Raw genomic sequence first — 25,014 nt, 5'->3', positions numbered from 1 at the left:
CCGCCGTACCGTGCCGAAAACGCACACCAGCAGCCGTCGGACGCGCAAAACGTGCCGAGGTGTCGCCACGGGTGGGCAACGAAGCTCCACTCGATGGGAGGCGCGCCTGCTTGCTCGTCAGCGCTGCTGCCGGTCCAGCACCGCGGTGGCGCGGCGGATCGACTCGCCGGATCCGACCAGGAAGACGAGATCGCCCACATCGAGGGCCGCATCCGGATCGGGCGGGTCCTGGAGCATGCCCTCGCGGCGGGTGGCGAGGACGAGGGCGCCGGTCTCCCGGCGGAGGTCGAGGTCGCGCAGCGTCCGGCCCACCGCGGCGCTGCCCTCGCGGAGGAGCACCGTCTCCACCTTGAGGTCGGCGAGCTCCCCCATTTCAGGGAGCCGCCTGCGGGGGAGCTTCACCCGGCGCACGCTGCGCTGGGTCCGCTCCCGTGCTTCGGCGAGCCGCTCCTCGATCAGGTTGAAGGGCACGTCGAGCCGGCGCAGCACCCGCGCCAGCATCTCCACCCCCGCCTCGACCTCCTCCACCACCACGTCGGCGGCACCGAGTTCGATCAGCCTGGCGCTCTCCGCCAGGTAGTGGCTTCGGACCAGCACCGGTGTCCCGGGCGCGATCCGGGTGGCCGTATCCGCCACCAGCCTGGCGGCGTGGGGATCGTTCATGAGGAGGACCACCGCGACCGCGTCGTCGATGCCCGCGTGCTGGAGGGCCTCGGGCGAGGCGGCGTCGCCGTAGTAGACCGGCTTGCCCTCCTTGCGCGCGGCGGTGACCGTCTCGGGGTTGAGCTCGAGGACGAGGTAGCGGAAGCCCGAACGCTCCAGCGCGCCGGTGAGGAGTTTCCCCGCGACACCGTAGCCCGCGACGATCAGGTGGCCGGCGAAATGCCCCCGCTCGGCGGTGGTCTGATCGATTCCCCTGGCGCCGATGAGCTTCTCCAGCGGCGCGAGCAGGCTCTCGCCTGCGGCGACGTGGGGCGCGATCCGGGCGAGCACCGGGGTGAGGAACATGCTGAGGATGCCGGCGGCGAGGAGCCGCTGCGTCTCCGGCCCGTCGATGACCCCGTGCTGCTGCGCGATGCGGGCGAGCACGAAGCCGAACTCGCCGAATTGCGCGAGGCCCACACCGGCGAGCCACGCGGCCCTGGCGGGAAAACGCATCAGCAGCGCGGCGATGGTGGCGAGAAAGCCCTTGAGCACGAGGAAGCCGAGGAGGAGGAGCAACACCACCAGCGGGGCGGCGATCACCACCCGCACGTCGAAGAGCATCCCCAGCGAGACGAAGAAGAGGCTGACGAAGACGTCGCGCAGCGGGCCCACGTCGCCTGCGGCCCGGTGGCCGTACTCGGTGCCGGCGACGACCATGCCGCCGAGGAAGGCGCCGAGCGCCAGCGAGAGGCCCGCCAGGGAGGTGAGCCACGCGGTGCCGATGCAGACCGCGAGCACGGCGAGGAGGAAGATCTCGCGGCTGCGGCTCGCTGCGACCCAGCGGAAGATTCGGGGCACCACCAGCCGGGCGATCAGCACCACCGCCACCACGAGGAACGCCGCCTTGAGGAGCGCCAGTCCGATCTGTGCCGAGGCGGTGCCGAGGCTCTTCCCCGGGGCGAGGAGCGGCACGATCAGCACCATCGGCACCACGAGGAGATCCTGGAAGATCAGCGCGCCGACGATGAAGCGGCCGTGGGGTGCGTCGAGCTCGCGCCGCTCCGCCAGCGCGCGGAGGACGATGGCGGTGCTGGAGAGGGCGAAGACGAAGCCGTAGAAAACCGAGGCGCCGAGGTTCTCGCCGAGCGCCAGGGCGACGCCTGCCACCACGAGCACGGTGAGCCCCACCTGCACCGAGCCGCCGAGCACCACCTGGCGGAAGATCACCCGGAGCCGCTCGAGGGAGAACTCGAGGCCGATGGTGAAGAGCAGGAGCACGACGCCGAGCTCGGCCAGCACCTCGATCGCGTGCACCGATCGCACGAGTCCGAAGCCCCAGGGCCCCACCACCGCGCCCGCGAAGAGGAGGCCAGCGACGGTGGGCAGCCGGAGCCGTCCCAGCACCAGCGCCACCAGGGCGCCGAGTCCCGCGATCACCGTCAGCTGATCGAGAAGGGGGATCTGCTCCACGTTTCGTCCCTGTCGCTGCCGTTCAAACGGCGAGAGGCCCCACCCTGCGCACCGAGGCGCGCTCTCCGGCGGGCCGGGCCTCGAGCCAGGCGGCGACGGCGCGCTCCCCGAGCGGAAGCGAAGGCGCGAGCTCCGCCAGCGGCGCCAGCACGAAGGAGCGCTCGGTGATCCGCGGGTGCGGCAGCTCGAGGTCGCCCTGCTGCAGGATGAGCCCGCCCTGCCAGAGGAGGTCGAGATCGAGCGTGCGCGGCCCCCAGCGCTCCTCGGCCCTCCGCACCCGGCCCAGGGAGCGCTCGATCTCGTGGAGCCGCTGCAGGTGCGCCCAGGGCGCCTTGCACGCGTCCACCTCGATCACCGCGTTGAGATAATCGGGCTGCGGCGGCCCCACCGCTGCGGTCTCCCAGACCGCCGAGCAGCGCAGCACCGTGAGCCCGTGGGAGCCATCAATGCGGCGGACCGCCTCACGCAGGGTCGCGAGGCGGTCGCCGAGGTTGGCGCCCAGCGCCACGTAGGCGAGGGCGCCCTTCACCAGCCGATCTTCTTCATCCGCTCCACCGCCTCGCGGGTCCGCTCCTCGGAGGTGGTGATCGCGAAGCGCACGTAGCCTTCGCCGTGGCCCCCGAGGCCGAAGCCCACGCCCGGCGTGGCGACGACGCCGGCCTCGTCGATGAGGCGCTTGACCACGTCCATGCTCTTCATGCCGTTCGGCGTCTTCACCCAGAGGTAGAAGGTCGCCTTCATCGGCTCCACGTCCCAGCCCATCGAGCGCAGCCCCTCGACGAGGACGTCGCGGCGGCGGGTGTAGATCTCGTTGTTCCGATCGACGCAGGCCTGGTCGCCGTCGAGGGCGGCGATCGAGGCGACCTGCACCGCCTGGAAGATGCCGGAGTCGACGTTGGTCTTCACCTTGCCGAGGGCCTGCACCAGGGTGCGGTTGCCCACCAGCGAGCCGGCGCGCCAGCCGGTCATGTTGTAGGTCTTGGAGAGCGAGTGGAACTCGGCGCCGACCTCCATCGCCCCCGGCGCCTCGAGGAAGCTCACCGGCCTGTAACCGTCGAAGGCGACCTCGGAGTAGGCGTTGTCGCTGAGGATGACGATGCCGTTCTTCTTCGCGAACTCGATGGCGCGCTTCCAGAAATCGAGGTCGGCCACCGCACCCGTGGGGTTGTTGGGGTAGTTGAGCCAGAGGACCTTCGCCTTCTTCAGCACGTCGGCGGGGATGCTCTCGAGATCGGGGAGGAAGCCGTTCTCGGCACGGAGCGGCAGGTAGTAGGGGATGCCGTCGGCGAAGCGGGTGCCGATCGAATAGACCGGGTAGCCCGGGTCCGGGCAGAGGGCGACGTCGCCGGGCTCGAGGAGCGCCAGGGCGATGTGGGCGATGCCCTCCTTCGAGCCGATCAGCGAGACGCATTCCTTGTCGGGATCGAGCCCCTTCACCCCGAAGCGGCGCTCGTACCAGCGGCAGACCGCGGCGCGGTACTCGGGCATGCCCTCGTAGTCGGGGTATTTGTGGTTGCGGGGGTCTGCCATCGCCGCCTGGCCCGCTTGCACGATGTGCTCGGGCGTGGGCAGGTCGGGATCGCCGATGCCGAAGGAGATCAGGTCGGCGCCCTTCTTCCGCGCCTCGGCCTTGAGGCGATCGATCTCGGCGAAGAGGTAGGGCGGCAGGCTGGTGATGCGTTCGGCGAGGCGGATCTCCACGTTTTACTCCTCGTTGACGACGGGGTTCGACAGGACGCCGACCCCTTCGATCTCGATGTTCACGATGTCGCCGGGCTGGAGCTTCTCCACGCCGGCAGGCGTTCCGGTGCTGATCACGTCGCCGGGCTCCAGCGTCATCACCCGCGACATGAAGGCGAGCAGGCTGGCGACGTCGTGGATCATGCTGGCGGTGCTGCTCTCCTGGCGCACGGCGCCGTTCACGGTGCAGCGCACCATGCGATCGCCTTCGGGCATGCCCGGGACGATCCACGGCCCGATGGGGCAGAAGCTGTCGAAGCTCTTGGCCCTGGTGAACTGCGTCTCGGCCCGCTGGATGTCCCGGGCGGTGACGTCGTTCAGGCAGGTGAAGCCGGCGATGTGGTCCGCGGCCTGCGCCGCGGGGACGTTGCGGGTCCGCTTGCCGATCACCACGGCGAGCTCGGCTTCGTGCTGCACGTTCCCGGAGATCCGCGGCAGGACGATGGGCTCGTCCGGGCCGATCACGCTCGAGGCGGGCTTGATGAAGATCAGCGGCTCGGCGGGAACCTGGTTGCCGAGTTCCGCAGCGTGGGCGGCGTAGTTGCGGCCGACGCAGACCACCTTGGTCGGTTCCACCGGCGCGAGGAGACGCAGCCCTTCGAGAGGGAGCTCCTCGCCGGCGGGCGCGCCTCCGCGCCAGGGCGCATCGGTGAGGACCTCGACGGTGTCGCCGCGAGCGATGCCGTAGCGGGGCGTGCCTGCGTGGTCGAAGCGGATGACGCGGACGTGGTTCATGCTCCCTCCGAGAAACCGAGGACGTCCTGCATGTCGTAGAGGCCCGGCTTGCGTCCCGCCGCCCAGATCGCAGCGCGGACGGAGCCACGGGCGAAGGCGCCGCGGCTCGAGGCCTTGTGGGTGAGCTCGATCCGCTCGCCCTCGCCGAAAAAGAAGAGCGTGTGCTCGCCGACCACGTCGCCGCCGCGCACGGTCTGGATGCCGATCTCCGCAGGCGGCCGCGCGCCGACCAGGCCGTGGCGGCCGTAGTTGGCCACGGCCCCGAGGTCGCGGCCGAGGGCGTCCGCCACCACCTCGGCGAGGCGCAGGGCGGTGCCCGAGGGGGCGTCGCGCTTGTGCTTGTGGTGGGCCTCGACGATCTCCACGTCGTAGGCGTCGCCCAGGGTGCGGGCTGCCTGCGCTGCGAGGCGGAAGAGCAGGTTCACGCCCACCGACATGTTGGGCGCGAAGACGATCGGGGCCTGCTGCGCGAAGGCGGTGAGCTCGGCCTTCTGGTCCGGCGTGAAGCCGGTGGTGCCGACGACGAGGGCGGCGCCGCGCTCGGCGCAGATCCGCGCGTGGGCCAGGCTCGCCTCCGGCGTGGTGAAGTCGATCACCGCGTCGGCGCCGCGGTCCAGCGCCGCTTCGAGGCCGTCGTCCACGGGCAGGGCCAACTTGTCGGAGAGGCCGGCTGCGTTGCCGCCCCTGGGTACGGTGCCGGCGACGAAGTGGGCGCCGGCCATCTCCTCGACCGCCTGGGTGATCTCGCGGCCCATGCGGCCGGCGATGCCGGTGACGACGATGCGTGCCATGGAGCTCCAAGCCCCAACCGGTCGGGATGCGTCACGCTGCCGGTACGGCGGGGGGTCGCCCCTCTTCGCACAATCGGCGGCGGGAGTGAAGGGTGTGGAGGCGCCGAATACCTGCCGCCTGCCGCTGGGCACGACGCCTCTTCACCCAGCGTCCGCGCGCGCGATCAGCCCAGCAGGCCGAGGCCGCGCAGCGCGTCGCCGAGCCGCGCCCGGGTCGCCTCGGTCGCCGGCGTGAGCGGCAGCCGCATCTCGTCGGCGAAATGGCCGAGGAGGTGGAGCGCCGCCTTCACCGGCACCGGGTTGGGCTCGACGAAGAGCGTGGTGTTGAGGGCGTTGATCGCCACCTGGATCTCCCGGGCCTTCACCAGGTCGCCCGCCATCGCAGCGCGGACGAGATCACCCATGTGCCGGGGCGCCACGTTGGAGGTGACGCTGATCACGCCCCTCCCGCCGCAGGCGACGAAGGGCAGCACGGTGAAGTCGTCGCCGGAGAGGAGCGTGAAGCGGTCGCCGACGCGCTCGCGGATGTCGATCACCCGCTGCATCGAGGCGGTCGCCTCCTTCACCGCCACCACCTCGGCGACGTCGGCCAGCGCCCTGTAGGTATCGGGCAGCAGGTCGACGCCGGTGCGCCCCGGGACGACGTAGGCCACGATCGGGAAGCCGGGGTTCGCCTTCGCCAACTCGCGGTAGTGGGCGACGATGCCCGCCTGCGTCGGGCGGCTGTAGTAGGGCGTGACCACGAGGGCGCCGTCGGCGCCTGCCTCGCGGACCACCGCCACGTTGCGGATGGTGGAGGCGGTGTTGTTGGTACCGGCCCCTGCAACCACGAAGGCGCCCTTCGCCTTCGCCACCTCGACGGCGATGCGCACGCAGGTCTGCTGCTCGCCCGCCTCGAGGGTCGGCGTCTCGCCGGTGGTGCCGCAGGGGACGAGGCCGTCCACGCCGTCGCCGAGCAGGCGCTCGCAGAGGGCGCGGTAGGCGCCTTCGTCCAGCTTGCCGCCACGGAAGGGCGTGGCGAGGGCGACCAGATTTCCTTCGAACGTACGCATGCGACACCTCTGGGTCCGGAAGGCGCGCAGCCTAGATCGACACGGGGCAAAAAACACGCGCGGCCCGTTCGGGAGACGCTTCGGAGCCATCCGCGCGAGGTGCCGATCGCTGCGCGTCCCCCAGCGCCAGCCGATCCTCCGGGCGTCACCGGGAGCGAACATGCGCCAGCTGCTCGTCCTTTTCCTCGTCGCCCTCTGCGCCTGCTCCGACGACGACCGTCCCGACGCAGCGGGCCTGGAATGGGAGGTGGTCGCCGAGGGCTTTCCCCACGCGACCGATCTCCAATTCGTGCCGGGTGCGCCGGAGCTGCTCGTGGTCCTGCAGAAGGAAGGGCGGGCCGCCTGGGTCTCGCTCTCGGATGGCGCGAGCGGCACCCTCCTCGAGCTGCCGGTGACCACCGAGGCCGAAATGGGCCTGCTCGGCCTCGCCTTCCACCCGGACTTCGAGCGCAACCGCCGCATCTTCGTGAACGACACGGCGGAGCGGGAGGGCGGCCGCGAGACCCGCATCTCGGAGTTCGAGCTCCCCGCCGGCGCCCCACTAGCGGCTGCGCGGAACGAGCGGATCCTTCTGCGCTACGAGCAGCCCGACTCGATCCACAACGGCGGCCAACTCCAATTCGGTCCCGACGGCATGCTCTACTCGGCCTGCGCAATCCTTGGCGCTTCTCCTTCGACGAGGGGGGCCGGCTCGTGGTGGCGGACGTGGGGCAGAAGAGCTGGGAGGAGATCAACCTGGTGCAGGCAGGCGACAACCTCGGTTGGGACGAGCGCGAGGGAACCCAGTGCTACGAACCGCCGGAGGGCTGCGCCGACGGCTTCGTCGATCCGATCTTCACGTACGGCCGCGGCGAGGGGCAGTCGGTGACCGGCGGCTACGTCTACCTCGGCGAGGGAATCCCCGACTTGCGGGGCCGGTACCTCTTCACCGACTTCGTCAGCGGCAGGGTCTGGGCGCTGGAGCTGCCGGCGGAGCGGAGGCCCGTGGAGGCCGAGGTGATCGGCAACACGGACCGGCAGGTGGCCACGCTGGGAAGGGATGCTGCCGGCGAGCTCTACTTCGCGGACTACGTCACCGGGGAGATCCTCCGGCTTCGCGCCCTGGCCGATTAGGGCGCCGGCTCCGCTGCAGGCTCGACCGCTTCGACCTCGACCTCGGGCTCGACCTCGGCCTCCGCCTCTGGCTCGCCCACGAGCCCCGGCTGCGGCTCGGTGACCAGGCATTCGTCGCAGGTCTCGCCGCGCAGCGCCTCCGGTGCGGCGGCGCCTGGCGGCCGCGGCGGCCCCTTTACCCCGCAGGCGGCGAGGCAGAAAAGAGCGAGGGTGAGCAGCCGCCTCACTTCGCCAGCACCCGCTTCCAGCGGCGCACCTCGGCGGCGACGCGCTTCGGCGCCGGGCCACCGGGCAGATCCCGCGCTGCGAGGGAGCGGCGGGGGTCGAAGATCGCCGGCGCCCCGCCGAAGGCCGGGTGGTACGCGACCAGCTCCGCCTCCGAGAGTTCCGCGAGACGGCGGCCCGCGTCGCGGGTCTCGCGGGCCATGCGCCCGACGATCTCGTGGGCCTCGCGGAAGGGCACCCCCTGCGCGACGAGCCACTCGGCGGCGTCGGTGGCGCAGGGCTCGCCGCGCTCCAGCGCCGCCGCCATCCGCTCCTCGCGGAAGCGGGCGGTTGCGATCATGCCGGCGGTGGCGTCGAAGGAGGCGAGCAGCGTGCGATGCGCGTCGAGCACCGGCTCCTTGTCCTCCTGGAGATCCTTGTTGTAGGCGAGCGGCAGCCCCTTCACCACGGTGAGGAGCATCACCAGATCGCCGATCACCCGCCCCGCCTTGCCGCGGGCGAGCTCCGCCACGTCGGGGTTCTTCTTCTGCGGCATCAGCGAGGAGCCGGTGCAGAAGCCGTCGTCGAGATCGATGAAGCCGAACTCCTCGGTGGCCCAGAGGCAGACCTCCTCCGCGAGGCGGGAGAGGTGCACCTGGGCGATGGCGTAGGCGGAGAGGAACTCGAGGAGCGCGTCGCGAGAGGAGACGCCGTCCAGCGAGTTGGTGGTGATCCCGGAGAGCCCCAGCGCCCCTGCGACCCGCTGCCGGTCGATGGGCAGCGAGGTGGCCGCCAGCGCCCCGCTGCCCAGCGGCGAGACGGCGGCGCGCTCGCGGGCGTCGGCGAAGCGGCCCCGGTCGCGCTCGAACATCTCGCAATAGGCGAGGAGGTGGTGGCCGAGGGTGATCGGCTGCGCCCGCTGCAGGTGGGTGTAGCCGGGCATGATCGTGCCGGCGTGGACCTCGGCTTGCGCCACCAGCGCCTGCTGCAGCGCCCGGATGGCGAGGTCCGCCTCGTGGGCTGCGCGCACCAGGAAGAGCCGCTCGTCGAGGGCCACCTGATCGTTGCGGGAGCGCGCGGTGTGGAGGCGGCCCGCGACCTTCGGCCCCACGATCTCGCCGAGGCGCCGCTCAATGTGGGTGTGGATGTCCTCGAGCTCCTCGGACCACTGCATCTCGCCGCGCTCGATCTCGCGGGCGACGCGGGCGAGCCCCTTCACCAGCTTGTCGGCGTCTGCCTGCGGAATGATCCCGGTGGCGCCCAGCATCTCCGCGTGGGCCACCGAGCCGGCGATGTCCTCCCGCCAGAGGTGGCGGTCGACGTCGATCGAGGCGTTGAAGGAGATGAGCCGGGGATCCGCCTTGCCCGCGAGCGCCGCCCTGGAGACGGCGCCTGCCTTCTTGCTCTGCCTGGTTGCCACGCTTCGATCCCCGTCCTTCACGCGCCGCGAGAGACGCTCCATCTTGCGATCGCTCCGCCTTCGGCTTCGCTGGAGAGCTTGTTGCACAAACTCTCAGTAGATGATCCCGAAGAAGCCGCGCACCGCCTGCGCCGTCTCCGCGCTGATGGCTTCGGAGGCCGGGTTGCCGGGCACCTCGATCTGGTCGAGGCCCGAGAGCGGGAAGAGCACGCCGTAGGCGATCGAGGCGACGAAGCCGTCGTCGGAGAGGTAGTTCACCGCCGCGTCGATCTCGACGCCCAGCGGCCGGTTGCCGGTGGGGGTGCTGTCCGCCGAGTTCGCCTGCGAGTAGACGATGCCGAGGTTGAGGCCGAGCCCCTCGGTCACGTCGTAGTTCACGCTCGGCTTCACGTAGGTGGCGTCGGTGACGCCGCCCAGGATCTCGCGGAAGAGGATGAGATCGACGTGGTAGTCGCGGTCGAAGCGGAAGTTGTTGATGTTGTCGTCCGAGCAGGCCGCCTGGGCGCAGGCGAACTGCGGCCCCTCCCAATCGCCGGCGCGGGTGAAGCCACCCTCGCCGGAGCCGGTGCGGCCGGGGAAGTTGCCGAAGCCCGGCGCGTCGTCGCCGGAGGCGAAGCCAATCTCGAGGCCGAGGCGGAGCTTGTCGTCCACCAGGGCGATCTCGTTCTGGAGCACGGCGCCGTACTGCTGGAGGTCGAGGCTCTGGGTCTGGGTGACGTCGTCGCCGCCCAGGGAGCGGTTGCCGATCTCGCCCTGCACGGTGACGAATTCGAGCTCGAGACGGAAGCTCTTGTAGAGCAGCCGGAACCAGAGGTCCGGCATCACCGCCCAGGCGTCGCGGGCGACGAAGGCGTTGGCGAGGGGCAGGTCGCTGGGGTTGAGCACCCCGCCGCCGCCGCCGTTGCCCTGGGTCGGGCCGCCGACCTGCACGGTGGGGGCATCCCACGACTGCTCGCGGTAGGTGAAGTAGAGGCCGTAGTTGACGAAGACTTCCTTGCCCGCCGTGCGCATCCGGCGGATCTCCTCGTCGTCGTCGCGGCGGAGGAGCACCAACACGTAGTCGGTGGCGTCGTCGCTCTGGGTGCGGTCGACGGGCTGCGCGTTCGGGTACCAGACCCAGGGATCGGCGGTGGTCGGCCCCTCGGAAACGAAGTCGATCGCCGGGGCGATCACGTGGTCGGCGATCCGCGTGGCGAACATGAAGCGATCGACGGTGTCGCCGTGGTCGCAGTCGATGCAATTGCCGTCGTTGATGTTCATGCCCAGGCCGAATTGGTTGGGCATGCGGCCGAAGCGGAGCTCGCCGATGGGCGTGCGGACCTCCGCCCAGGCGCGCTTGGCCACGATCGAGTCGGTGACCGAGTTGAAGCCGAACTCGGGCGTCGCCTGGGTGTCGGTGAGGAAGGCGTAGGGGTAGCGCTGGTTCCCGATCCCGGCGGCGAACCCGGCCCGCGGCGTGGCGCCGAAGACCAGGTTGTCGAAGATGTCGATCTGCGCGCGGATCCGGATCTCCTCGCTCACGTTGAGCGTGGGATCGATGCGCAGGCGCATGTTGGCGCCGGCGATGGTGTTGGCGTCGGGATCGCGGGGGTCGACCGGGTAGAAGGTGAAGCCGGCGGCGTCGGGGCCGGTGCCCAGATCGAAGTCGTTGAAGACGTCCATCCGGGTGCGGAAGTAGCCATCGAGCTCGAGGAAATCGAGCTGGGGACGGACGTCCTCCCACTCCTCCTCCCACTCGGAGGCGGCGCCGGCGGAGGTGACCGCCGCGCGGACCTCGTCGCGCATCTCCTCGCGGGCCGTCTCGAGGCGCTGCTCGAATTCGGCGGAGAGCTCCTCCCGCAGCTGCTCGCGCAGGGCCTCCCGCTCCGCTGCGCTGAGCTGGGTGCCGCCCGTCGACGGCGCCGCCTGCTCGGCGGCGGGCTGCCGGTCACGGGGCGGCGGCGCCTGCTGCGCAAGGACGGGGGTGGCGACAAGTGAGGCGAGCGCGATCCCGCCGGATGCGGCGAGCGGACGGATCATGAGCCCTCCGGACCCGATAAAGGCCGAAAAGAAGGGCGGTTCGTATCAACCCGGATCGGAGGCGTCAACGAAAGGAGGCGGCCGGGACCGGCGGGGCCGTCGCCTTGCGGATCCGCAGCTGCCCCAGGACCCGGGTCGCTCCCGCGTCCCGCTCCTGTCCCAGCGCGAGGTGGGTGGCGTCGGCGGGGAACTGGCCGAAGGTCGGATCCACCGCGACCCAGCCGCCCTCGAGGTGGACCTCGGCCCACTCGTGCCAGTAGAGCGCCCGCCCTGCCCCGCCGTCCGCCAGCGCCAATCCGTGGACCTGCCGGGCCGGGAGCCCGGCGGCCCTGGCGAGGGCGACGAAGAGGAGGGCGTGTTCGGTGCAGTCCCCCTTCCCCTCCCGGAGGACGCGGCTCGCCCGGTCGGACGAGGCGCCGTAGACCTTCTCCAGCCGCTCGTGGACGTGGAGGACCAGCGCTTCCGCCAGCGCGCGGGGCGACGCCGCCTCCGCCCGGATCGCATCGGCGAGGGCGCGGACCGCCGGCGTGTCCCAATCGACGCTGGGGGAGGTGCGGAGGAAGCTCTTGTAGAGGGCGAAGTCGTCCTCCGCCGCTGCCGTCGCCGCTGGCTCGGCGACGATGCGCACCCGGACCGCGCCGCCGCCGAGGGCTTCGAAGCGCTGCCTGCCATCCTCGCGCCAGAGGCGCTCGGGGAGCCCCTCGATCTCGAAGACCACCGCCGCCGGCGCCTCAGGGAGGGGATCGGGCACCGGCACGCTGGTGAGGGCGAAGACGTCGGCTGGGGTCCCGATCGCCCGGGCCTCTTCCTCTGAAGCCGCCACCGCCAGCAGGCCGGGGCCGAGCTGGACCTCGCGGGTGGCGCCCTTCTCGTCGAGGAGGGTGACGAAGGTCTCCCCGCCTTCCTCGGTGATCACCCGGGCGAGGCCGCCCTCCTCGCCGTCGAAGCGGTGGCTGGCGCGCTTCTCCTCCAACTCGTCGAGATCGAGCCAGACCGCGGCGACCGTGCCCCGGCGCGCTGCGGCGAGCCGCACCGGGTCGGCGTCGTCGGCGGTCTCCGGGGGCAGCGGCACGGTGATGTGGACCACGCCGCCCTCGTCGGCGATGGCGATGGCGCAGCGGGCCTCGTCGCAGCTGCCGGCGACGTGGCGGTTGCCGCCGTCGCCCCGGCGAATCGCCTCGAAGCCGAGGAGCCTGCCCCCTTCGCGCCGCTCGTACCAGCGGCGGTCCACGGAGGTGCGGCGGGCGACGTTGCCGCCCACCTGGAGCTCGAGGGCGAGGGAGATCTCGGCGCGGATCGCCGGGCGGCCCTCGAAGGAATCCTCGACCGTATCCGCGTGGAGCCAGCCGGCCTTCTGCCCGAGGAGGAAGAGCCCGAGCCACTCGCCGCCGGCGGGGCGCTGCAGCCGCAGCACCTCGGGGCGTGGCGGAGGTGCCGGGCTGCGTGGCGGGGTCACCGGCGCCGTGGCACAGGCGGCGAGGAGGAGCGGGACGAGGAGGTGCAGGCGCATCGCCTTCGAGCATAGCCGCGATCGCCGCCCGTCCACAGGCATCGCGCCCAACCGCCGGCAGGGAATTCGACGGGCGCCGATCGGCCCCCTAGCCTCCGCCCCGTGGGCATCCTCTGGTTCCTCCTCCTCGCCGCCGGCGCCCTCGTCGCCGTGGTGAACGACAACCTCGACGGCTTCACCCGCGGTGCGCTCGAGGGCGCCACCGGCGCGGTGACGCTGGCGATCGGCCTGGTCGGCACCCTGGCGCTCTGGCTCGGCCTGCTCCGGGTGGCGGAGGAGGCAGGCCTCACCGAGTGGCTCGCCCGCGGGGTGCGACCGTTGATGAAGCGGCTCTTCCCCGACGTGCCCCCCGAGCACCCGGCGATGACGGCGATGGTGCTCAACGTCGCCGCCAACGCGCTCGGCCTCGGGAACGCGGCGACGCCGCTGGGGCTCAAGGCGATGGAGGAGCTGCAAACCCTCAATCCACGCAGGGATACGGCCACCGACGCGATGGTTCTCTTCCTCGTGATCAACACCAGCTCCGTGCAGCTCATCCCCGCCACGGTGGTGGCGATGCGCGCCGCCGGCGGCTCGGAGAATCCCACCGCGATCGTGGGGCCGACGCTGCTCGCGACGCTGATCTCCACGGTGATCGGCATCACCGTAGCCAAGCTCCTCGCCCGCACCCGGCTCGCCGGCAAGCCGGAGGGGCCGATCTGATGGAAGCGCTGATCCGCGTCCTCGACCTGATCTCGAAGTGGGCGATCCCGATCTTCCTCGTCGGTGTCCCCGCCGTCGGGCTCGCCCGGGGCGTGAAGATCTACACGGCCTTCGTCGAAGGGGCGAAGGAGGGCTTCGAGGTGGCGGTGCGGATCATCCCCTATCTCGTGGCGATCCTCGCCGCGGTGGGCGCCTTCCGCGGCGCCGGGGCGATGGACCTCATCGCCACGTGGCTTGCGCCGGTGCTCGAGCCCCTCGGGATCCCCGCCTCGGTGCTGCCGATGATGCTGGTGCGCCCGCTCTCCGGCAGCGGCGCCAACGGCGTGCTCGGCGATCTGATCCGCAGCGAGGGCCCCGACAGCTTCGCCGCCCGGATGGCGGCGGTGATGGCGGGCTCCACCGAGACCACCTTCTACGTGCTGGCGGTCTATTTCGGCGCCGCCGGGGTGACGAAATACCGCCACGCCATCCCCGCTGCGCTCCTCGCCGACCTGGCGGGCTTCGTTGCCGCCATCGCCGTCACCCGCCTCGTGTTCGGATGACGGGCAGGGCCCTTCGTCGTTGCCGCCCTCCGGTCGGAGGACTACGCTGCCGCTCTCGCCTGCGACAAGGACCCGGCACGACGGACGCATGCTCTCCTCCCTGATCGACAACAAGCGCGTGGTGGTCTGCAGCGGCGCAGGTGGCGTGGGCAAGACCACGACCTCCGCGGCGATCGCCCTCGCTGCCGCGCGGCAGGGCCGCCGGGCGGTGGTCCTCACCATCGATCCGGCCCGCCGCCTCGCCGACGCCCTCGGCATGCCCTCGCTGCCCAGCGAGCCGGCGCCGGTTCCGCGGGAGCTCCTCGATCGGGCCGGCGTGCCGCCGGAAGGCGAGCTCCACGCGCTGATGCTCGATCCGAAGCAGACCTTCGACGGGCTGGTCCGGCGCCTCAACCCGCCCGATGCGGCGAAGCGGATCCTCGAGAACCGCCTCTACCAGCAGATCTCGCAGCTCCTCGCCGGCATGCAGGAGTACACGGCGGAGGAGAAGCTCCACGAGCTCGCCGCGGACGACCGCTTCGACGTGGTGGTGATCGACACGCCCCCGACGCGGAACGCCCTCGACTTCCTCGAGGCACCGGGCAAGCTCACCCGCTTCCTCGACGAGCGCGTGCTCAAGTGGTTCCTGCCGCAGCAGCAGCGCTGGGGCTTCGGCATCCTCCAGCGCACCGGCAAGATCGTGGGCTCGGTGCTGGAGCGGATCTTCGGCGAGGGCTTCGCCTCGGAGCTGCAGGATTTCCTCGCCACCCTGGGCGGGATGACCACCACCCTGCGCCAGCACGCCGAGGAGGTCCGCCAGCTCCTCGCCTCTCCCGGCTCGACCTTCCTCCTGGTCACGGCGCCGGAGAGCGCCTCCCTCGACGACGCCGTCTACTTCCGCAGCAGGCTCGACGAGCTGGGCCTTCCCTTCGGCGGCTACGTGGTCAACCGGCTCCATCCCCAGCGACCGGCGGCGAGCGCAGCCGAGGTGCAGGCTGCGGGGCTGGCCCTCGCCGAGGAGTTGCCGCCCGGCGAGGCGGCGAAGCTGCTCCGCCGCCTCGAGGCGAGCTACGAGCGGGAGCGCGCCCGCGCCGACCGGGACCGGCAGATGCTCGACCGCCTCCGCGCCGAGGGGAAGGCGCCGCTCGTGGGGATCCCGCGGCTCGAGGGCGACATCAGCGACGTGGCCGGCCTCGCCCTGCTCGTCGACAGCGCCTTTTCGCCGGGACGGTAGCGTTCGACCGAGCGGGCGACAGGTGCTTGCCCACGTACATCCCGGGTGGTTAGGGTTCGGCGCCGGCCAAAGCCCCCAAGGAGTCGCCTTGTCCATCCGGATCGCAGCCCTCGTTCTCGCCGTCGCCCTCGGAGGCACCGCCTGCTCCAGCGAGGAGGACCAGGCGGCCAAGGCCCGCATCTTCTCCCCCGAGGATCCGCCGAAGTCCCTGCAGGCAGCAGCCGAGGCCCTCGACAGCGGCGAGCTCGAAGGCGACCCGGTGCTCCTCGACCGCGTCCTCGCCATCTCCGCGCAGGAGGCCGCCGCCCGGGTGGGCCCCCACGTGCAGGAGGTGCAGGTCGACTTCCGCTGGAAGGCGAAGGATCGCGAGGTGAGGCTCGCCGAGGAGCGGATGGTCGCCCTCGGCAAGGGCAGCGATTTCCACGTCCGCACCTCGAATGATCAGAAGCAGGGCATGGAGTGGGTCAAGGTCGACGGGATCTCCTACGCCCGCGCCCGCTACGCGAAGTTCCGCGAGCGGCGCCGCGACCGCGGCTCCTCCGAGCACGTGGTCGCCTCCGCCTACGCCTCGCTCGTCACCTTCCGCGACTGGGTCCACGGGGCGATGAAGCTCACCCCCGCAGGCTCCACCACCGTCGATGGGCGCAAGGCGGTGAAGTACACCGTGGCCCTCGGCGAGCCCCACGCGCCGGCAGGCAGCGGGCACCTGCCCGAGATCGCCTACCCCAAGGGCGGTCCCGACGAGGACACGAAGCTGCGCCTCACCGCGCTGGAGCAGGGCAAGCCCACCGCCGTCTCCGGGACCCTCGTGGTCGACGAGGCCACCGCGCTGCCGCTGCAGGCGGATCTGAAGGCGGCGCTCCTCGTCCCCGGCGAGCAGGGCGAGTCGCGCCTCGAGCTCTCGATGAAGCTCGACGTGAAGGGGATCGGCAAGGCGCCGCAGATCGCGATCCCCGAGCACATCGAGGACGCGCCCCGCCCGCCCGGCGTGGTGGCGACCCTCGAGGCCTACGGCATCGAGCGGGCCGCCGCCGAGGAGGCGAAGGCCGAGAAGAGCGGCGAGAAGGCAGCGCCCGACGAGGAGTGACGGCGGCCGCCGGGTGAAAAATTGACGGCGATCCCCCCCGCGATAGGTTGTGGGCAACGGTCCACACGGTGGAGGTCAGGCCTTGCGCGAGCGGAAGAATCGGACCCGGGTCACGGAGCAGCGGACGACGCAGGTGCGGGACGACGCCCCGCTGGAGCGGAAGGCCTCCGGCGAGGTGCTCGACGAGCTGGTGCTGGTGGAGATGGAGCTGCTCCGCCGGTACAAGGCCCACCTCGCGGCGCAGCAGCGGGCCTCCCAGCCCGCCCCCTCGCCGGAGAAGGAGCGGATCCTCCGCGCCCTCCGCCGCCTCGACGACTGAAACGATTGCCAGAGACTTTCACCCCCTGTCGTACGACAGGGGGTGATTTCGTTTTCAGAGGTGAGCCACGAGTTGCTCCGCCCGGGCCTGCAGCGACGGCGCGCCGGCGCCGAGCAGCTTCGGCACCTCGGCGCCGCGCAGCGCCCCGCCCCGCGCCCAGATCCCCTGGAGCAGCGGTCCCGTCCGAGGGTTCCGCCACCAATCCTCGTCGAGGCGCTCGAGGAGCGCGGGCGCGATCGCGCCGAGGATCGCGTGGCCCCGCAAGCTGGTGCACGCCGGCAGCGCCGGATCGACGGCGGCGAGGAAGAGCCGCTCGTCGAAGCGGACTCCAGTCGCCGCCGCGAGGATCTCACCGAAGCTCCGGGCCACCGCCTGCGAGGGCGGCCGCACCCAAACCTCGGCCTCGTAGATCGCCCTGCCGCAGAGCGTGCGCAGCTCGAGGAGCTCGAGCAGGGTGAAGGCCCGCACCGCCTCCTCCGCGGCTGCCCGCGGCGCCTGCACCACCCGGCGGTAGAAGAGCGGCTCCCGGACGATGGAGCGGAAGAGCGCGACGAAGCAGGCCTCCACCGCGCCCTCGCCTGCCCACGTCTCCTCGGGTCCGCAGGGCAGCGAGGCGAAGCGCAGCGCGGCGGCGATGCCGCCGAAGAGATCCCGCCAGTCGGCAGGCGTTCCCTGCGGCGCGAGGGAGAGGCCGATCCGTCCCGGGATCTCGATGGGCGCGACGAAGGCGCCGATAGCAGCGAGCGGCCTGCGATCGAGATCGAGCCGCACGTTGCCCCGGCGGCCGTCGAAGCCCATCGCCTCCACCAGGCCGGCGGCTGCGAGCCGCAGGGCGCCTGCGGGGAAGGCGGCACCGAGGAAGGGGGCCGCCTGGAGCCAGGCGAGATCGTGCGCGGCGAGGTCGCCACGGGGCACGGGCTGCAGCCCCTCCGCCACCCAGCGCCCCAGCGCCCAGGGCAGGAGCTCCCGCCAGGCGTCCTCGGTGGCGGCGAGGACGGCCCGCGCCTCCTCGAGGAGCTGGCCCTGGTCGAAGCCGGCGAGGAGCGCCGGGCTGGTCCCCTCGCGCCCCAGGGCCTCCTGCTGCAGCGCGATCCAGTCGGCGCGGCGGCTCCCGTCCTCGGCGATCGCGCGCCCGCAGGCGTCGGCGAGGCGTTCCCGCCTGCCCCGCTGCGGCTCGAGGGCGACCGAGCGCAGCGCTGCCCGGAGGGGAAGCCGCCCCTCCGGCCCCTCCACCACCGCGGCGAGCTCCCCGGCGCGGAGCCCCTGCTCGAGCCGCAGGGCGGTGACCCGGACCCGCTCCAGCGTCACCGCGGCGCGCAGCCGCTGCAGGCCGTCGCGCTCCGCCTCGCTGCCCGCCTTGCGGAGCGCCTCGTCGATCACCCGGGGCGTCTCGTCGTGGGTCGCTGCAGGCTGCCTGCGGTACGGCTCGACCAGGTCGAAATCGAGGCCGCGGTGCGCGCGCCAGAGGGCCGCGGTGCGGCCGGCCCGCAAGGCGGCCAGCTCCCGGCGGATGCGCTGCAGCTCTTCCACGTCCGATCTCCTCCAAAGCCCCGGGAACGCAGGGACTCTTGACAGCGACCGGCCGTGCTTTAGGTTGCGCCCGGACCTGATCCCAGGACGGCGACTGATGCCCATCTACGAGTACGAGTGCAAGAGCTGCGGCGTCTACGAGGTCAACCACCGGATCACCGAGCCCGCGCGGACCGCCTGCGAGACCTGCGGCGGCGAGGTGCGGCGGCTGATCTCCAACACGGCTTTCATGCTCAAGGGCGGCGGCTGGTACGCCGACGGTTACGGAAGCAAGAACGGCGCTTCCGCCGCTGCGAGCGAGAAGTCATCCGACGCGGGCGGCTGCGGCGCTGGTGCCTGCGGCACCGGCGGCGGCTGCGGCGCTGCAGAGGCCTGAGATCCGACGCATCAAACTGACGGTCGCCCCGGCGGACGAGGGCGAGCGGCTCGACCGCTACCTCTCCGCCAGGGGCGGCATCTCCCGTGGCGAAGCCCGTCGGGCGCTGGAGCGCGGCGGCGTCTACCTCGAAGGCAGCCGCTGCAAGGTGGCCTCGAAGGCGGTGCGCGCCGGCCAGAGCGTGGAGGCGGTGCTCGAGGAGGCGGGCCGGGTCGAGAAGGCCCCCGCAGCGCCGCTGGTGGTGCTCCACGAGGACGAGCAGCTCCTCGCGGTGGCCAAGCCCGCAGGCGTCGCCTCCCAGCCCACCCTCACCGGCGACGTGGGCACCCTGCCCTGGCTCGTCGGCAAACACCTCGGCCGCAAGGCGGCGGAGGTGCCCACGGTGCACCGGCTCGATCGCGACACCTCGGGCGTGGTGGTCTTCGGCAAGACCGCCACCGCCACCCGCGCCCTCGCCGCCGCCTTCCGCGAGGGCACCGCGCAGAAGGAGTACCAGGCGGTGGTGGTCGGCCGCCTCGAGGGCAGCGGCGTCGTCGAGGCGCCGCTCGGTCCCGCGCCCGGGCGCAAGGGATCGCATGCGGTGGTGGCAAGCGGCAGCCCTGCCGTCACGCGCTGGGAGGTGCTCGCCCACCACGGCGACGACGCCACGCTGGTGCGCCTCCTCCCCGAGACGGGACGCACCCACCAGCTCCGGGTCCATCTCGCCCATCTCGGCCATCCGATCGTCGGCGACAGCCGCTACGGCGGCCCGCCCCGGGCCGGCGCGGTGGAGGCCCCGCGCTTCCTGCTCCACGCCAGGGCTCTCGAGCTCCCCCACCCCTCCGGGGGCACGATCCGTCTGGAAGCGCCCTTTCCCCCGGATTTCGCCGCAGCCGCGGGGATCTTTTCCCTTGAAAGCCCGCCTGCAGGCTAGCTATCCCTTGCGTCCCGCGGCGGACCCTTCCGTCCGCCGGAGAAAACCCAGGAGGATGAAAAATGGCCGATGACCGCGAGATGCTTCTCGTCCAGTCCAAGGTCCGCGAGGCGATCAAGGCCAAGGGCGGCGCTGGCGACGAGGCAGTGCGTACCAGCGAGGAGTTCCTCACCGCGCTGAACGAGTTCGTGCACGAGACCCTGCAGAAGGCGATCGAGCGCGCCCGCGCCAACAAGCGCGCGACGCTCAAGCCGCAGGATCTCTAAGCCTCCCGGGCTCACGAGAAGCGAAGCCCTCGCCGTTCCATGCGGCGGGGGCTTCGTCGTTCCTGCGAACGCGGCAGGCTCACCAGCAGAGCAGGTAGTCGCGCCCCTCGCGCCAGCCGCTCTTCTGCAGATCGGCGCGGATCTCCGCCCGGGCGCCGCGGGCGGCGACCGCCGAGAGCAGCAGCGGGCCACCGGGCGGCGGCAGTTCCCCGGCGCCGAGGACCGGCACGCCGCGGCGCAGCCTGCCGATCTTGGCAGGATCGACGTCCACCCAATATTCGACCGCGATCCCTTCGGCCTCGAGGGCCCGCGCCAGGGCGCGGCCGGTCTTGCCGGCGCCCCAGATCGCGCAGCTGCGCCTCTCTGCAAGGGGTCCCGCAGCGAGATGCCGGGCCTTCAACGCGAGGTGCTGCGCCTTGCCGTAGCGGGGATCGGTGCGGGTGAGCCGCGTGCCGTGGTCGCGCCAGAAGAGCCGCACCGCCGGCAGGTTCGCGAGCCGCGCGCCGCTGCCCAGCAGCGTGAGCCAGAGGTCGTAGTCCTCCGGCCAGCCCCGCTCCACGTAGCCGCCCACCGCCTCGAGCGCGCGCGCGCGGAGCACCACCGCCGGATGGACCAGCGGGCTCTCGACGAAGCGCTCCCGGGCCACGTCGTCGGCGTCGTGGAGCGAGTTGATCCAGCCCACGTAGCGCCGCATCCCCTCGCCCACCTGCTGCGCCGGAAACATCGAGACGTTGCAGCCGAGGCCGTCGAGGGAAGCGTCCTCGTCGAGACGGGCGATCTGCTCGGCGAGGCGCAGGGGATGGGCGACGTCGTCTGCGTCCATGCGGGCGACGTAGGCGCCGCTGCAGACGGCGCGACCCGCCTCCAGTGCGGCGACGATCCCCTGCCCCGGCCCGCGGATCACCCGGACCCGCCCATCGGCTGCGGCGGCCTCGGCGAGGATCGCGGGGGTGCCGTCGGTGGAGCCGTCGTCCACCGCCACCAGCTCCAGATCGCGCAAGGTCTGCCGGAGGATCGACCGGAGCGCAGGAAGCAGCGTTCCTGCCGCGTTGCGGGCAGGAAGCAGCACGGAGACCCGCGGCATGGCTATTCCGGCGCGAGGCGGGCGCGGGCCTCGCGGGCCTCGGCAGCGGCAGCCTCGAAGCCCGCCGGATCGTTCTCCGCCAGATCGGCGAGGCGGACGAGCTCGTCGGCCAGCACGCGGATCACCGCAGGCGCGAAGGGATTGGCGGCCACGGCGGTGGCGAGGATCTCGGGAGCGGAGCCTGCCAGGCGCAGCGCCTCCTCGAGCCCGCGGCCCACCAGCCGCTCCGCCCCCGGCGTCGCGGCGGCGACGCGGGCGAGGCCGAGGGCCGTGAGGTAGGGAGCGTGGTTGGTCGCCGCCACGATCCGATCGTGCTCCTCGGCGGGAAGGACGACCGGCCTCGCGCCCAGCGCGGCCCAGACCGTGCCCACGCCTGCAGCCAGCGACTCCTGCCCGTCCCGCGGGCAGAGCGCCACCGGCCTTCCCACGAAGAGATCGGGGCGGGAGCGGGACCAGCCGGTCGGATCGCGCCCGCCGACCAGCGGATGGCAGCCGACGAAGCGGGCGTCGGGAAGCGCCTCTGCCACCATCCGCTCCACCGAGGCCTTCACCGGCAGCACGTCGGCGAGGATCGCGTCGGGACGGAGATGGGGCGCAAGCTGCGGGAGCAGCCCGGGCAGCTCCGTGGTCGGCACGCAGAGGAAGATCAGGTTGCATTCGGAGAGGAGCGGCCCCGGCGCCTCGAGGGCGTCCTTGGAGATCCGGTCGCGGAGCGCCGCCGCCCGGGCGGAAGGGTCCGGCTCCACCACCACGAGGCGCGCCTCGGGAAGCGAGCGGGCCAGCGCCCTGGCGAGGGATCCACCGACGAGGCCGAGGCCGATCACGCCATAGGGCGGTTCGGGAGGGGTGACGTTCACGAGAGCTCCAGGACTTTGAGGCGACGGCGCCGCACGAGCCGCACGTGCGCCTCCACCTCGAGCCTGCCGCTGGCTGCGGGGCTGCGGGTGAAGAAGATCGGGATGCCGGTCCAGCCCACCGCCCGCGCTGCGTCGAGGGGCGGGACGGCCATGCCGGCGTCGCCGACGAAGCGCGCAGCGACCACGTCGCCAGGACGCAGCCGGTTGTGGGCGAGCAGCTCGGTGCAGAGGCGCCGGGTCGCTTCGGCCACCGCGGCGGCGCTGGTCGGTTGAAGGGGGATCGTGCCCCGGATTGGCTGCAGCAACGACATCGGCCGCGAACCTATCACGGCCCGCTGCCGGGAGAAGTGTAGGCCTTCGCGCCGGGGCGCCGCCTACAGGAAGAACTTCAGCGTGAAACTGAAGGTGCGATCCTCACCCTGCCCCTCGCCGATGTTCTGCACGTAGGCGACTTCGAGCCCCGCCTCCGGGGCGATGAAGCCGATGCCGCCGGAGACGTAGTTGCGATCGGTCTCGGCGAGGCGCTTGAAGCCGGCCCGGAGCGGAAAGGCGCCGACGAGCAGGTACTCGCCGCCAGCGTGGTAGGTGAGGCCGGTCTCGTCGCCGCTGAAGTCGAAGGTGACGTCGGAGGCGAGGCGGAAGGTGGTGTCGCTCCCCAGGGCCACGCCGATGGCGGCCCGTCGCGGCGCCTCGACGCTGCTCACGTCGATGAGGTTGTAGGCCGCGAGGCCCACCGAGAGCAGATCGATGGGCTTGAGGAGCAGGCCCACGTCGCCGGTGATGGCGTTGGTGTCCTCGGGGGAGGAGAAGTTCAGGTATTTGAGGCCGAAGCCGACGGCTGCCCGATTGCCGATGGGCAGCGCGAAGCCGAGGTTGGCGACGTGGCCGTCGAGGCCGTCGGCGACGAGGCGGCTGTAGGCGAGGCCGGTGGCCAGCGTGGTCGACTTCGCGTCGACGATCGAGCCGTTGTAGAGGTCGAGGTCGGTGCCGTTGTTGAAGCCGTAGGCGAGGTCGAGCTCGTAGCGCGGCGCCAGCGCCATGCCGGCCAGGTTGAAGTAGATCGCCTCGTTGGAGGAGGCCACCGCGCGGAACGCGTCGCCCATGGCGAGGGCGCGGGTGGAGGAGAGGTCCTGCGCGTTGGGCGGGACCTGTGCCGCTGCAGCAGCGGGCAGGAGCGCCGTGGCAGCGAAGGCGAGGCTGGTGCGGAGGCTCGGGCGCGTCATCGCGGCGCATCCTAGCAGCGCCGCGCGCCGGCGCCAGAGCTACCGGGCGGCTGCAGCGGAACCGCCTACAACGCCAGCGACTCGAAGCCGGGGAGGTACTGGGCCACGACGCCGACGTTGCCGGTGAGGAGCAGCAGGCCGAAAGCGGCGAGAAACGCGCCGCCGGTCCTCTCCACCCACGGGAGCATCGGCCGGATCCGCTTCGAGGCGACCAGGAAGCGATCGAGGGCAGCTGCCGACGCAACGAAGGGGAGCGCGAGCCCCAGCGCGTAGGCGACGAGGAGCCAGATCCCCTGGCCGATGGTCGACTCCGCAGCGGCGAGGGTGAGCACGCCGCCGAGGAGCGGCCCCACGCAGGGCGACCAGCCGAAGCCGAAGGCGGCGCCGATCAGCAGCGCGCCCGCAGGCCCCTTCGGCGCCGGGAGCTTGTGGAAGCGCGCTTCGCGGAAGAAGAGCGAGATGCGCAGGAGCCCGAGGAGGTGGAGGCCGAAGAGGAGCACCACCGCGCCGCCTGCGAGCTCGAGCCAGCGGCGGTGCTCGCCGAGGATCTGGCCGATGCCGGAGGCGGTGGCGCCGAGGGCGACGAAGACGAGGCCGAAGCCGAGGGCGAAGAAGGAGGCGAGCAGCACCGCGCGGCGCCGGCTCCCGCCCTCCCCCGCCGCGCTGCCGGTGAGGAAGGAGAGGTAGCCGGGCACGAGCGGGAAGACGCACGGCGAGAGGAACGAGAGGGCGCCCGCTGCGAAGGCTGCCGGCAAGGTGAGGGAGGTCATCGACTGCGAATCTCCTTTGCAGACGAGGACACGGTTCGCTCCCAGGTGGTTCCGCCGCTCGGCGAGCGAGCGCAAAAAAGCCCCGCCGCCTGCAGCGACGAGGCTTCTCTTTCCCGGTCGCGCACGTTCAGCCCTGCGCCACCTGGCAGAGCTGCGCGGCGGGAAGTTCGCCGACGAGGACGCGGGGGCTGCCGTCCTCGCCCTCGACCACGCAGACCGTCTGGCCGTCGCGGGCCTGGCTGCACTCGCCCACCGCCCGCTCGCAGGCGCGCTCGGCGGCGCTGCCCGGGGCGGGCACGAACATCGTCACCGCGGTGCCGGCGACGTCGCGGTAGATCACCGCGCCCGCCCGCTCGCCGAAGAGGGAGCAGCGCCGCGCGCCGACCAGCTCGAGGCCGGGCCGCGTCGGCACCTGCACCTCCTGCCCGAGGCCGGTGCTCAGCCACGAGGCGACCTGCGCGGGATCGGTGCTCTCCATCTCCCACGCGGTGCCGTTGGCGAAGGAGCGCAGGTGGTGCGAGACCGCCTCGTCGGCGAGGGCCACGGGGACGCCGCCGCCGGTGGGCGAGACGACGAGCACCGCAGCGGCTGCAGCGGCTGCGACGAAGCCGGTGAACGCGCGCCACCGCCGCCGCCCCTCGCTGCTCGCGCCGGCCTCGAGGCCGCGCAGGGTCCCCACCACCGCCGCAGGCGCCCGCTCGCGGGCCAGCGGGACGGCGCGCAGCAGCGCCCCGAGCCCCTGCATCGCCTCGACGCGCTCGCTGCAGGCGTCGCAGTTCTCGAGGTGGGCGAGGGTCGCCGCGGCGGCGACGCCGTCGATGACCTCTCCCAGCAGCTCGTCGTTCAGGCAGCTCATGACTTCAGGCTCCAGAGGCACGACACCGCGCCGGCTGCATCTCTTCGAGCAGCGCGGCACGGGCCCGTGCGAGGCGGGAACGAACGGTGCCGATCGGAGTACCCATCGCCTCGGCCAGCTCCTCGTAGGAGAGCCCCTCCACCTCGCGCAACCAGATCGCCGAGGCCTGCTCTTCCGGCAGGGCCCGCATCGCGAGGAAGAGCTCGTCCGGCAGGTGCCGGTCGAGCAGCTCCCGCTCGAGATCGCCGCGGGGTTCGCCGGCCCCGGCCTCGTCCGGCTTGTCGCCGGTGAGGACGAGCAGGTGCGGCTTCTCGTCGCGGATCCGGTTGAGGTGGAGATTGCGCATCGTGGCCAGGACCCATCCCCGCACCTTGCCGGGATCGCGCAAGGCGTCCCGCTTCTCGAAGGCACGGACGAGCGCCTCCTGCGCCAGGTCCTCGGCGTCCGCCCGCGTGGGAGCGAGGCGCCGGGCCAGGCGATGGAGCACGTCGAGGTGCGGCTCGATCAGCCGGGTGAAGTGGTGGGCGTCCAAGGTCCTCTCTATCGTCACGAGCGATCCCCTTCGGACCGCTCGTTC

The 25,014-nt window shown here is 72.2% G+C and carries 26 protein-coding genes and 1 pseudogene; 9 read left to right on the top strand and 18 right to left on the bottom strand.

Translation table 11 applies throughout. The annotated features are described in order from the left end of the window. Positions 1–117: 117 nt before the first annotated feature. From ACESMR_RS01415 to dapA, 6 genes are all read right to left on the bottom strand, one after another. The gene (locus tag ACESMR_RS01415; RefSeq protein ID WP_373044422.1) at positions 118–2,115 is read right to left on the bottom strand and encodes a cation:proton antiporter; all 1,998 of its coding nucleotides are present in this window, start codon (positions 2,113–2,115) and stop codon (positions 118–120) included. Positions 2,116–2,137: 22 nt separating this feature from the next. Continuing rightward, complete coding sequence (folK, locus tag ACESMR_RS01410; RefSeq protein WP_373044421.1) at positions 2,138–2,644, bottom strand: 2-amino-4-hydroxy-6-hydroxymethyldihydropteridine diphosphokinase; 507 nt, start codon at positions 2,642–2,644, stop codon at positions 2,138–2,140. Further along, on the bottom strand, positions 2,641–3,816 hold the full coding sequence (locus tag ACESMR_RS01405; protein ID WP_373044420.1) for an LL-diaminopimelate aminotransferase: 1,176 nt from the start codon (positions 3,814–3,816) through the stop codon (positions 2,641–2,643). Before ACESMR_RS01405 ends, folK begins: the two co-directional genes overlap by 4 nt. Positions 3,817–3,819: 3 nt before the next feature. Beyond that, entirely contained in the window at positions 3,820–4,590 is a 771-nt protein-coding gene (locus tag ACESMR_RS01400; RefSeq protein ID WP_373044418.1) for a fumarylacetoacetate hydrolase family protein, read from the bottom strand. Further along, complete coding sequence (gene dapB / locus ACESMR_RS01395) at positions 4,587–5,381, bottom strand: 4-hydroxy-tetrahydrodipicolinate reductase (protein ID WP_373044417.1); 795 nt, start codon at positions 5,379–5,381, stop codon at positions 4,587–4,589. Before dapB ends, ACESMR_RS01400 begins: the two co-directional genes overlap by 4 nt. 164 nt (positions 5,382–5,545) lie before the next feature. Continuing rightward, positions 5,546–6,433, bottom strand: coding sequence for a 4-hydroxy-tetrahydrodipicolinate synthase (gene dapA, locus ACESMR_RS01390; protein WP_373044415.1), 888 nt, complete (start codon positions 6,431–6,433; stop codon positions 5,546–5,548). Here dapA and ACESMR_RS01385 point away from each other — a divergent pair. Continuing rightward, a pseudogene (locus tag ACESMR_RS01385) lies at positions 6,432–7,546 on the top strand (PQQ-dependent sugar dehydrogenase). The gene dapA and the pseudogene ACESMR_RS01385 sit on opposite strands and share 2 nt — an antisense overlap. Here ACESMR_RS01385 and ACESMR_RS01380 read toward each other — a convergent pair. The 4 genes from ACESMR_RS01380 to ACESMR_RS01365 all read right to left on the bottom strand — a co-directional run bounded on the left by ACESMR_RS01380 (position 7,543) and on the right by ACESMR_RS01365 (position 12,699). Continuing rightward, the gene (locus tag ACESMR_RS01380; RefSeq protein WP_373044414.1) at positions 7,543–7,773 is read right to left on the bottom strand and encodes a hypothetical protein; all 231 of its coding nucleotides are present in this window, start codon (positions 7,771–7,773) and stop codon (positions 7,543–7,545) included. The pseudogene ACESMR_RS01385 and the gene ACESMR_RS01380 sit on opposite strands and share 4 nt — an antisense overlap. After that, on the bottom strand, positions 7,770–9,170 hold the full coding sequence (gene argH, locus ACESMR_RS01375) for an argininosuccinate lyase (RefSeq protein ID WP_373044413.1): 1,401 nt from the start codon (positions 9,168–9,170) through the stop codon (positions 7,770–7,772). Before argH ends, ACESMR_RS01380 begins: the two co-directional genes overlap by 4 nt. Before the next feature lie 93 nt (positions 9,171–9,263). Then, on the bottom strand, positions 9,264–11,189 hold the full coding sequence (locus ACESMR_RS01370; protein ID WP_373044411.1) for a TIGR04551 family protein: 1,926 nt from the start codon (positions 11,187–11,189) through the stop codon (positions 9,264–9,266). Positions 11,190–11,253: 64 nt separating this feature from the next. After that, complete coding sequence (locus ACESMR_RS01365) at positions 11,254–12,699, bottom strand: transglutaminase-like domain-containing protein (RefSeq protein WP_373044410.1); 1,446 nt, start codon at positions 12,697–12,699, stop codon at positions 11,254–11,256. Positions 12,700–12,801: 102 nt separating this feature from the next. Here ACESMR_RS01365 and ACESMR_RS01360 point away from each other — a divergent pair, with 102 nt between their 5' ends. The 5 genes from ACESMR_RS01360 to ACESMR_RS01340 all read left to right on the top strand — a co-directional run bounded on the left by ACESMR_RS01360 (position 12,802) and on the right by ACESMR_RS01340 (position 16,562). Next, the gene (locus ACESMR_RS01360; protein WP_373044409.1) at positions 12,802–13,401 is read left to right on the top strand and encodes a nucleoside recognition domain-containing protein; all 600 of its coding nucleotides are present in this window, start codon (positions 12,802–12,804) and stop codon (positions 13,399–13,401) included. Continuing rightward, positions 13,401–13,943: a spore maturation protein gene (locus ACESMR_RS01355; RefSeq protein ID WP_373044408.1), complete on the top strand. Its 543-nt coding sequence runs from the start codon at positions 13,401–13,403 to the stop codon at positions 13,941–13,943. Before ACESMR_RS01360 ends, ACESMR_RS01355 begins: the two co-directional genes overlap by 1 nt. Before the next feature lie 88 nt (positions 13,944–14,031). Then, positions 14,032–15,156 carry an ArsA family ATPase gene (locus tag ACESMR_RS01350; protein WP_373044407.1) on the top strand — a complete coding sequence of 375 codons (1,125 nt, stop codon included), beginning with the start codon at positions 14,032–14,034 and terminating at the stop codon, positions 15,154–15,156. An 88-nt stretch (positions 15,157–15,244) separates the two neighbouring features. Next, positions 15,245–16,243, top strand: a complete 999-nt coding sequence (locus ACESMR_RS01345) for a hypothetical protein (RefSeq protein WP_373044405.1) — start codon at positions 15,245–15,247, stop codon at positions 16,241–16,243. A gap of 82 nt (positions 16,244–16,325) precedes the next feature. After that, positions 16,326–16,562 carry a hypothetical protein gene (locus tag ACESMR_RS01340; protein WP_373044404.1) on the top strand — a complete coding sequence of 79 codons (237 nt, stop codon included), beginning with the start codon at positions 16,326–16,328 and terminating at the stop codon, positions 16,560–16,562. Between the two features lie 54 nt (positions 16,563–16,616). Here ACESMR_RS01340 and ACESMR_RS01335 read toward each other — a convergent pair whose 3' ends face one another. After that, positions 16,617–18,092 carry a hypothetical protein gene (locus ACESMR_RS01335; protein WP_373044403.1) on the bottom strand — a complete coding sequence of 492 codons (1,476 nt, stop codon included), beginning with the start codon at positions 18,090–18,092 and terminating at the stop codon, positions 16,617–16,619. A gap of 97 nt (positions 18,093–18,189) precedes the next feature. Here ACESMR_RS01335 and ACESMR_RS01330 point away from each other — a divergent pair, with 97 nt between their 5' ends. From ACESMR_RS01330 to ACESMR_RS01320, 3 genes are all read left to right on the top strand, one after another. After that, on the top strand, positions 18,190–18,468 hold the full coding sequence (locus ACESMR_RS01330; protein WP_373044401.1) for an FmdB family zinc ribbon protein: 279 nt from the start codon (positions 18,190–18,192) through the stop codon (positions 18,466–18,468). Further along, positions 18,425–19,381: an RluA family pseudouridine synthase gene (locus ACESMR_RS01325; protein ID WP_373044400.1), complete on the top strand. Its 957-nt coding sequence runs from the start codon at positions 18,425–18,427 to the stop codon at positions 19,379–19,381. Before ACESMR_RS01330 ends, ACESMR_RS01325 begins: the two co-directional genes overlap by 44 nt. Before the next feature lie 62 nt (positions 19,382–19,443). Next, positions 19,444–19,647 (top strand): hypothetical protein, encoded by a 204-nt coding sequence (locus ACESMR_RS01320; RefSeq protein WP_373044399.1) that lies wholly within the window; start codon positions 19,444–19,446, stop codon positions 19,645–19,647. Positions 19,648–19,726: 79 nt separating this feature from the next. On the opposite strand, the gene ACESMR_RS01315 is transcribed toward ACESMR_RS01320, so the two are convergent. The 7 genes from ACESMR_RS01315 to ACESMR_RS01285 form a co-directional block, all read right to left on the bottom strand. Further along, a complete protein-coding gene (locus ACESMR_RS01315) occupies positions 19,727–20,731 on the bottom strand; it encodes a glycosyltransferase (RefSeq protein ID WP_373044397.1) in 1,005 nt (334 codons plus the stop codon). Positions 20,732–20,733: 2 nt separating this feature from the next. After that, on the bottom strand, positions 20,734–21,588 hold the full coding sequence (locus ACESMR_RS01310) for a prephenate dehydrogenase (protein WP_373044395.1): 855 nt from the start codon (positions 21,586–21,588) through the stop codon (positions 20,734–20,736). Then, the gene (locus ACESMR_RS01305; RefSeq protein ID WP_373044394.1) at positions 21,585–21,899 is read right to left on the bottom strand and encodes a chorismate mutase; all 315 of its coding nucleotides are present in this window, start codon (positions 21,897–21,899) and stop codon (positions 21,585–21,587) included. The genes ACESMR_RS01310 and ACESMR_RS01305 overlap by 4 nt, the downstream gene beginning before the upstream one ends. Positions 21,900–21,962: 63 nt before the next feature. Continuing rightward, entirely contained in the window at positions 21,963–22,811 is an 849-nt protein-coding gene (locus ACESMR_RS01300) for a hypothetical protein (protein ID WP_373044392.1), read from the bottom strand. 65 nt (positions 22,812–22,876) lie between these two features. Continuing rightward, positions 22,877–23,581: a cytochrome c biogenesis CcdA family protein gene (locus ACESMR_RS01295; RefSeq protein ID WP_373044390.1), complete on the bottom strand. Its 705-nt coding sequence runs from the start codon at positions 23,579–23,581 to the stop codon at positions 22,877–22,879. Positions 23,582–23,708: 127 nt separating this feature from the next. After that, positions 23,709–24,437, bottom strand: a complete 729-nt coding sequence (locus tag ACESMR_RS01290; RefSeq protein WP_373044388.1) for an anti-sigma factor family protein — start codon at positions 24,435–24,437, stop codon at positions 23,709–23,711. A gap of 4 nt (positions 24,438–24,441) precedes the next feature. After that, complete coding sequence (locus tag ACESMR_RS01285) at positions 24,442–24,969, bottom strand: sigma-70 family RNA polymerase sigma factor (RefSeq protein ID WP_373044386.1); 528 nt, start codon at positions 24,967–24,969, stop codon at positions 24,442–24,444. Positions 24,970–25,014: the final 45 nt, after the last annotated feature.

The sequence above is a fragment of the Vulgatibacter sp. genome (genome assembly GCF_041687135.1).
Lineage (GTDB): Bacteria > Myxococcota > Myxococcia > Myxococcales > Vulgatibacteraceae > JAWLCN01.
Note: the sequence above shows the minus strand (reverse complement) of the source record. Positions and strands in the feature narration are given on the sequence as shown.

Coding starts and splice junctions, on each gene's coding strand:
- ACESMR_RS01400 (WP_373044418.1), bottom strand. CDS start 4,590: ATGAACCACGTCCGCGTCATCCGCTTCGACCACGCAGGCACGCCCCGC.
- dapB (WP_373044417.1), bottom strand. CDS start 5,381: ATGGCACGCATCGTCGTCACCGGCATCGCCGGCCGCATGGGCCGCGAG.
- dapA (WP_373044415.1), bottom strand. CDS start 6,433: ATGCGTACGTTCGAAGGAAATCTGGTCGCCCTCGCCACGCCCTTCCGT.
- ACESMR_RS01370 (WP_373044411.1), bottom strand. CDS start 11,189: ATGATCCGTCCGCTCGCCGCATCCGGCGGGATCGCGCTCGCCTCACTT.
- ACESMR_RS01365 (WP_373044410.1), bottom strand. CDS start 12,699: ATGCGCCTGCACCTCCTCGTCCCGCTCCTCCTCGCCGCCTGTGCCACG.
- ACESMR_RS01355 (WP_373044408.1), top strand. CDS start 13,401: ATGGAAGCGCTGATCCGCGTCCTCGACCTGATCTCGAAGTGGGCGATC.
- ACESMR_RS01350 (WP_373044407.1), top strand. CDS start 14,032: ATGCTCTCCTCCCTGATCGACAACAAGCGCGTGGTGGTCTGCAGCGGC.
- ACESMR_RS01330 (WP_373044401.1), top strand. CDS start 18,190: ATGCCCATCTACGAGTACGAGTGCAAGAGCTGCGGCGTCTACGAGGTC.
- ACESMR_RS01320 (WP_373044399.1), top strand. CDS start 19,444: ATGGCCGATGACCGCGAGATGCTTCTCGTCCAGTCCAAGGTCCGCGAG.
- ACESMR_RS01315 (WP_373044397.1), bottom strand. CDS start 20,731: ATGCCGCGGGTCTCCGTGCTGCTTCCTGCCCGCAACGCGGCAGGAACG.
- ACESMR_RS01305 (WP_373044394.1), bottom strand. CDS start 21,899: ATGTCGTTGCTGCAGCCAATCCGGGGCACGATCCCCCTTCAACCGACC.
- ACESMR_RS01300 (WP_373044392.1), bottom strand. CDS start 22,811: ATGACGCGCCCGAGCCTCCGCACCAGCCTCGCCTTCGCTGCCACGGCG.
- ACESMR_RS01295 (WP_373044390.1), bottom strand. CDS start 23,581: ATGACCTCCCTCACCTTGCCGGCAGCCTTCGCAGCGGGCGCCCTCTCG.
- ACESMR_RS01290 (WP_373044388.1), bottom strand. CDS start 24,437: ATGAGCTGCCTGAACGACGAGCTGCTGGGAGAGGTCATCGACGGCGTC.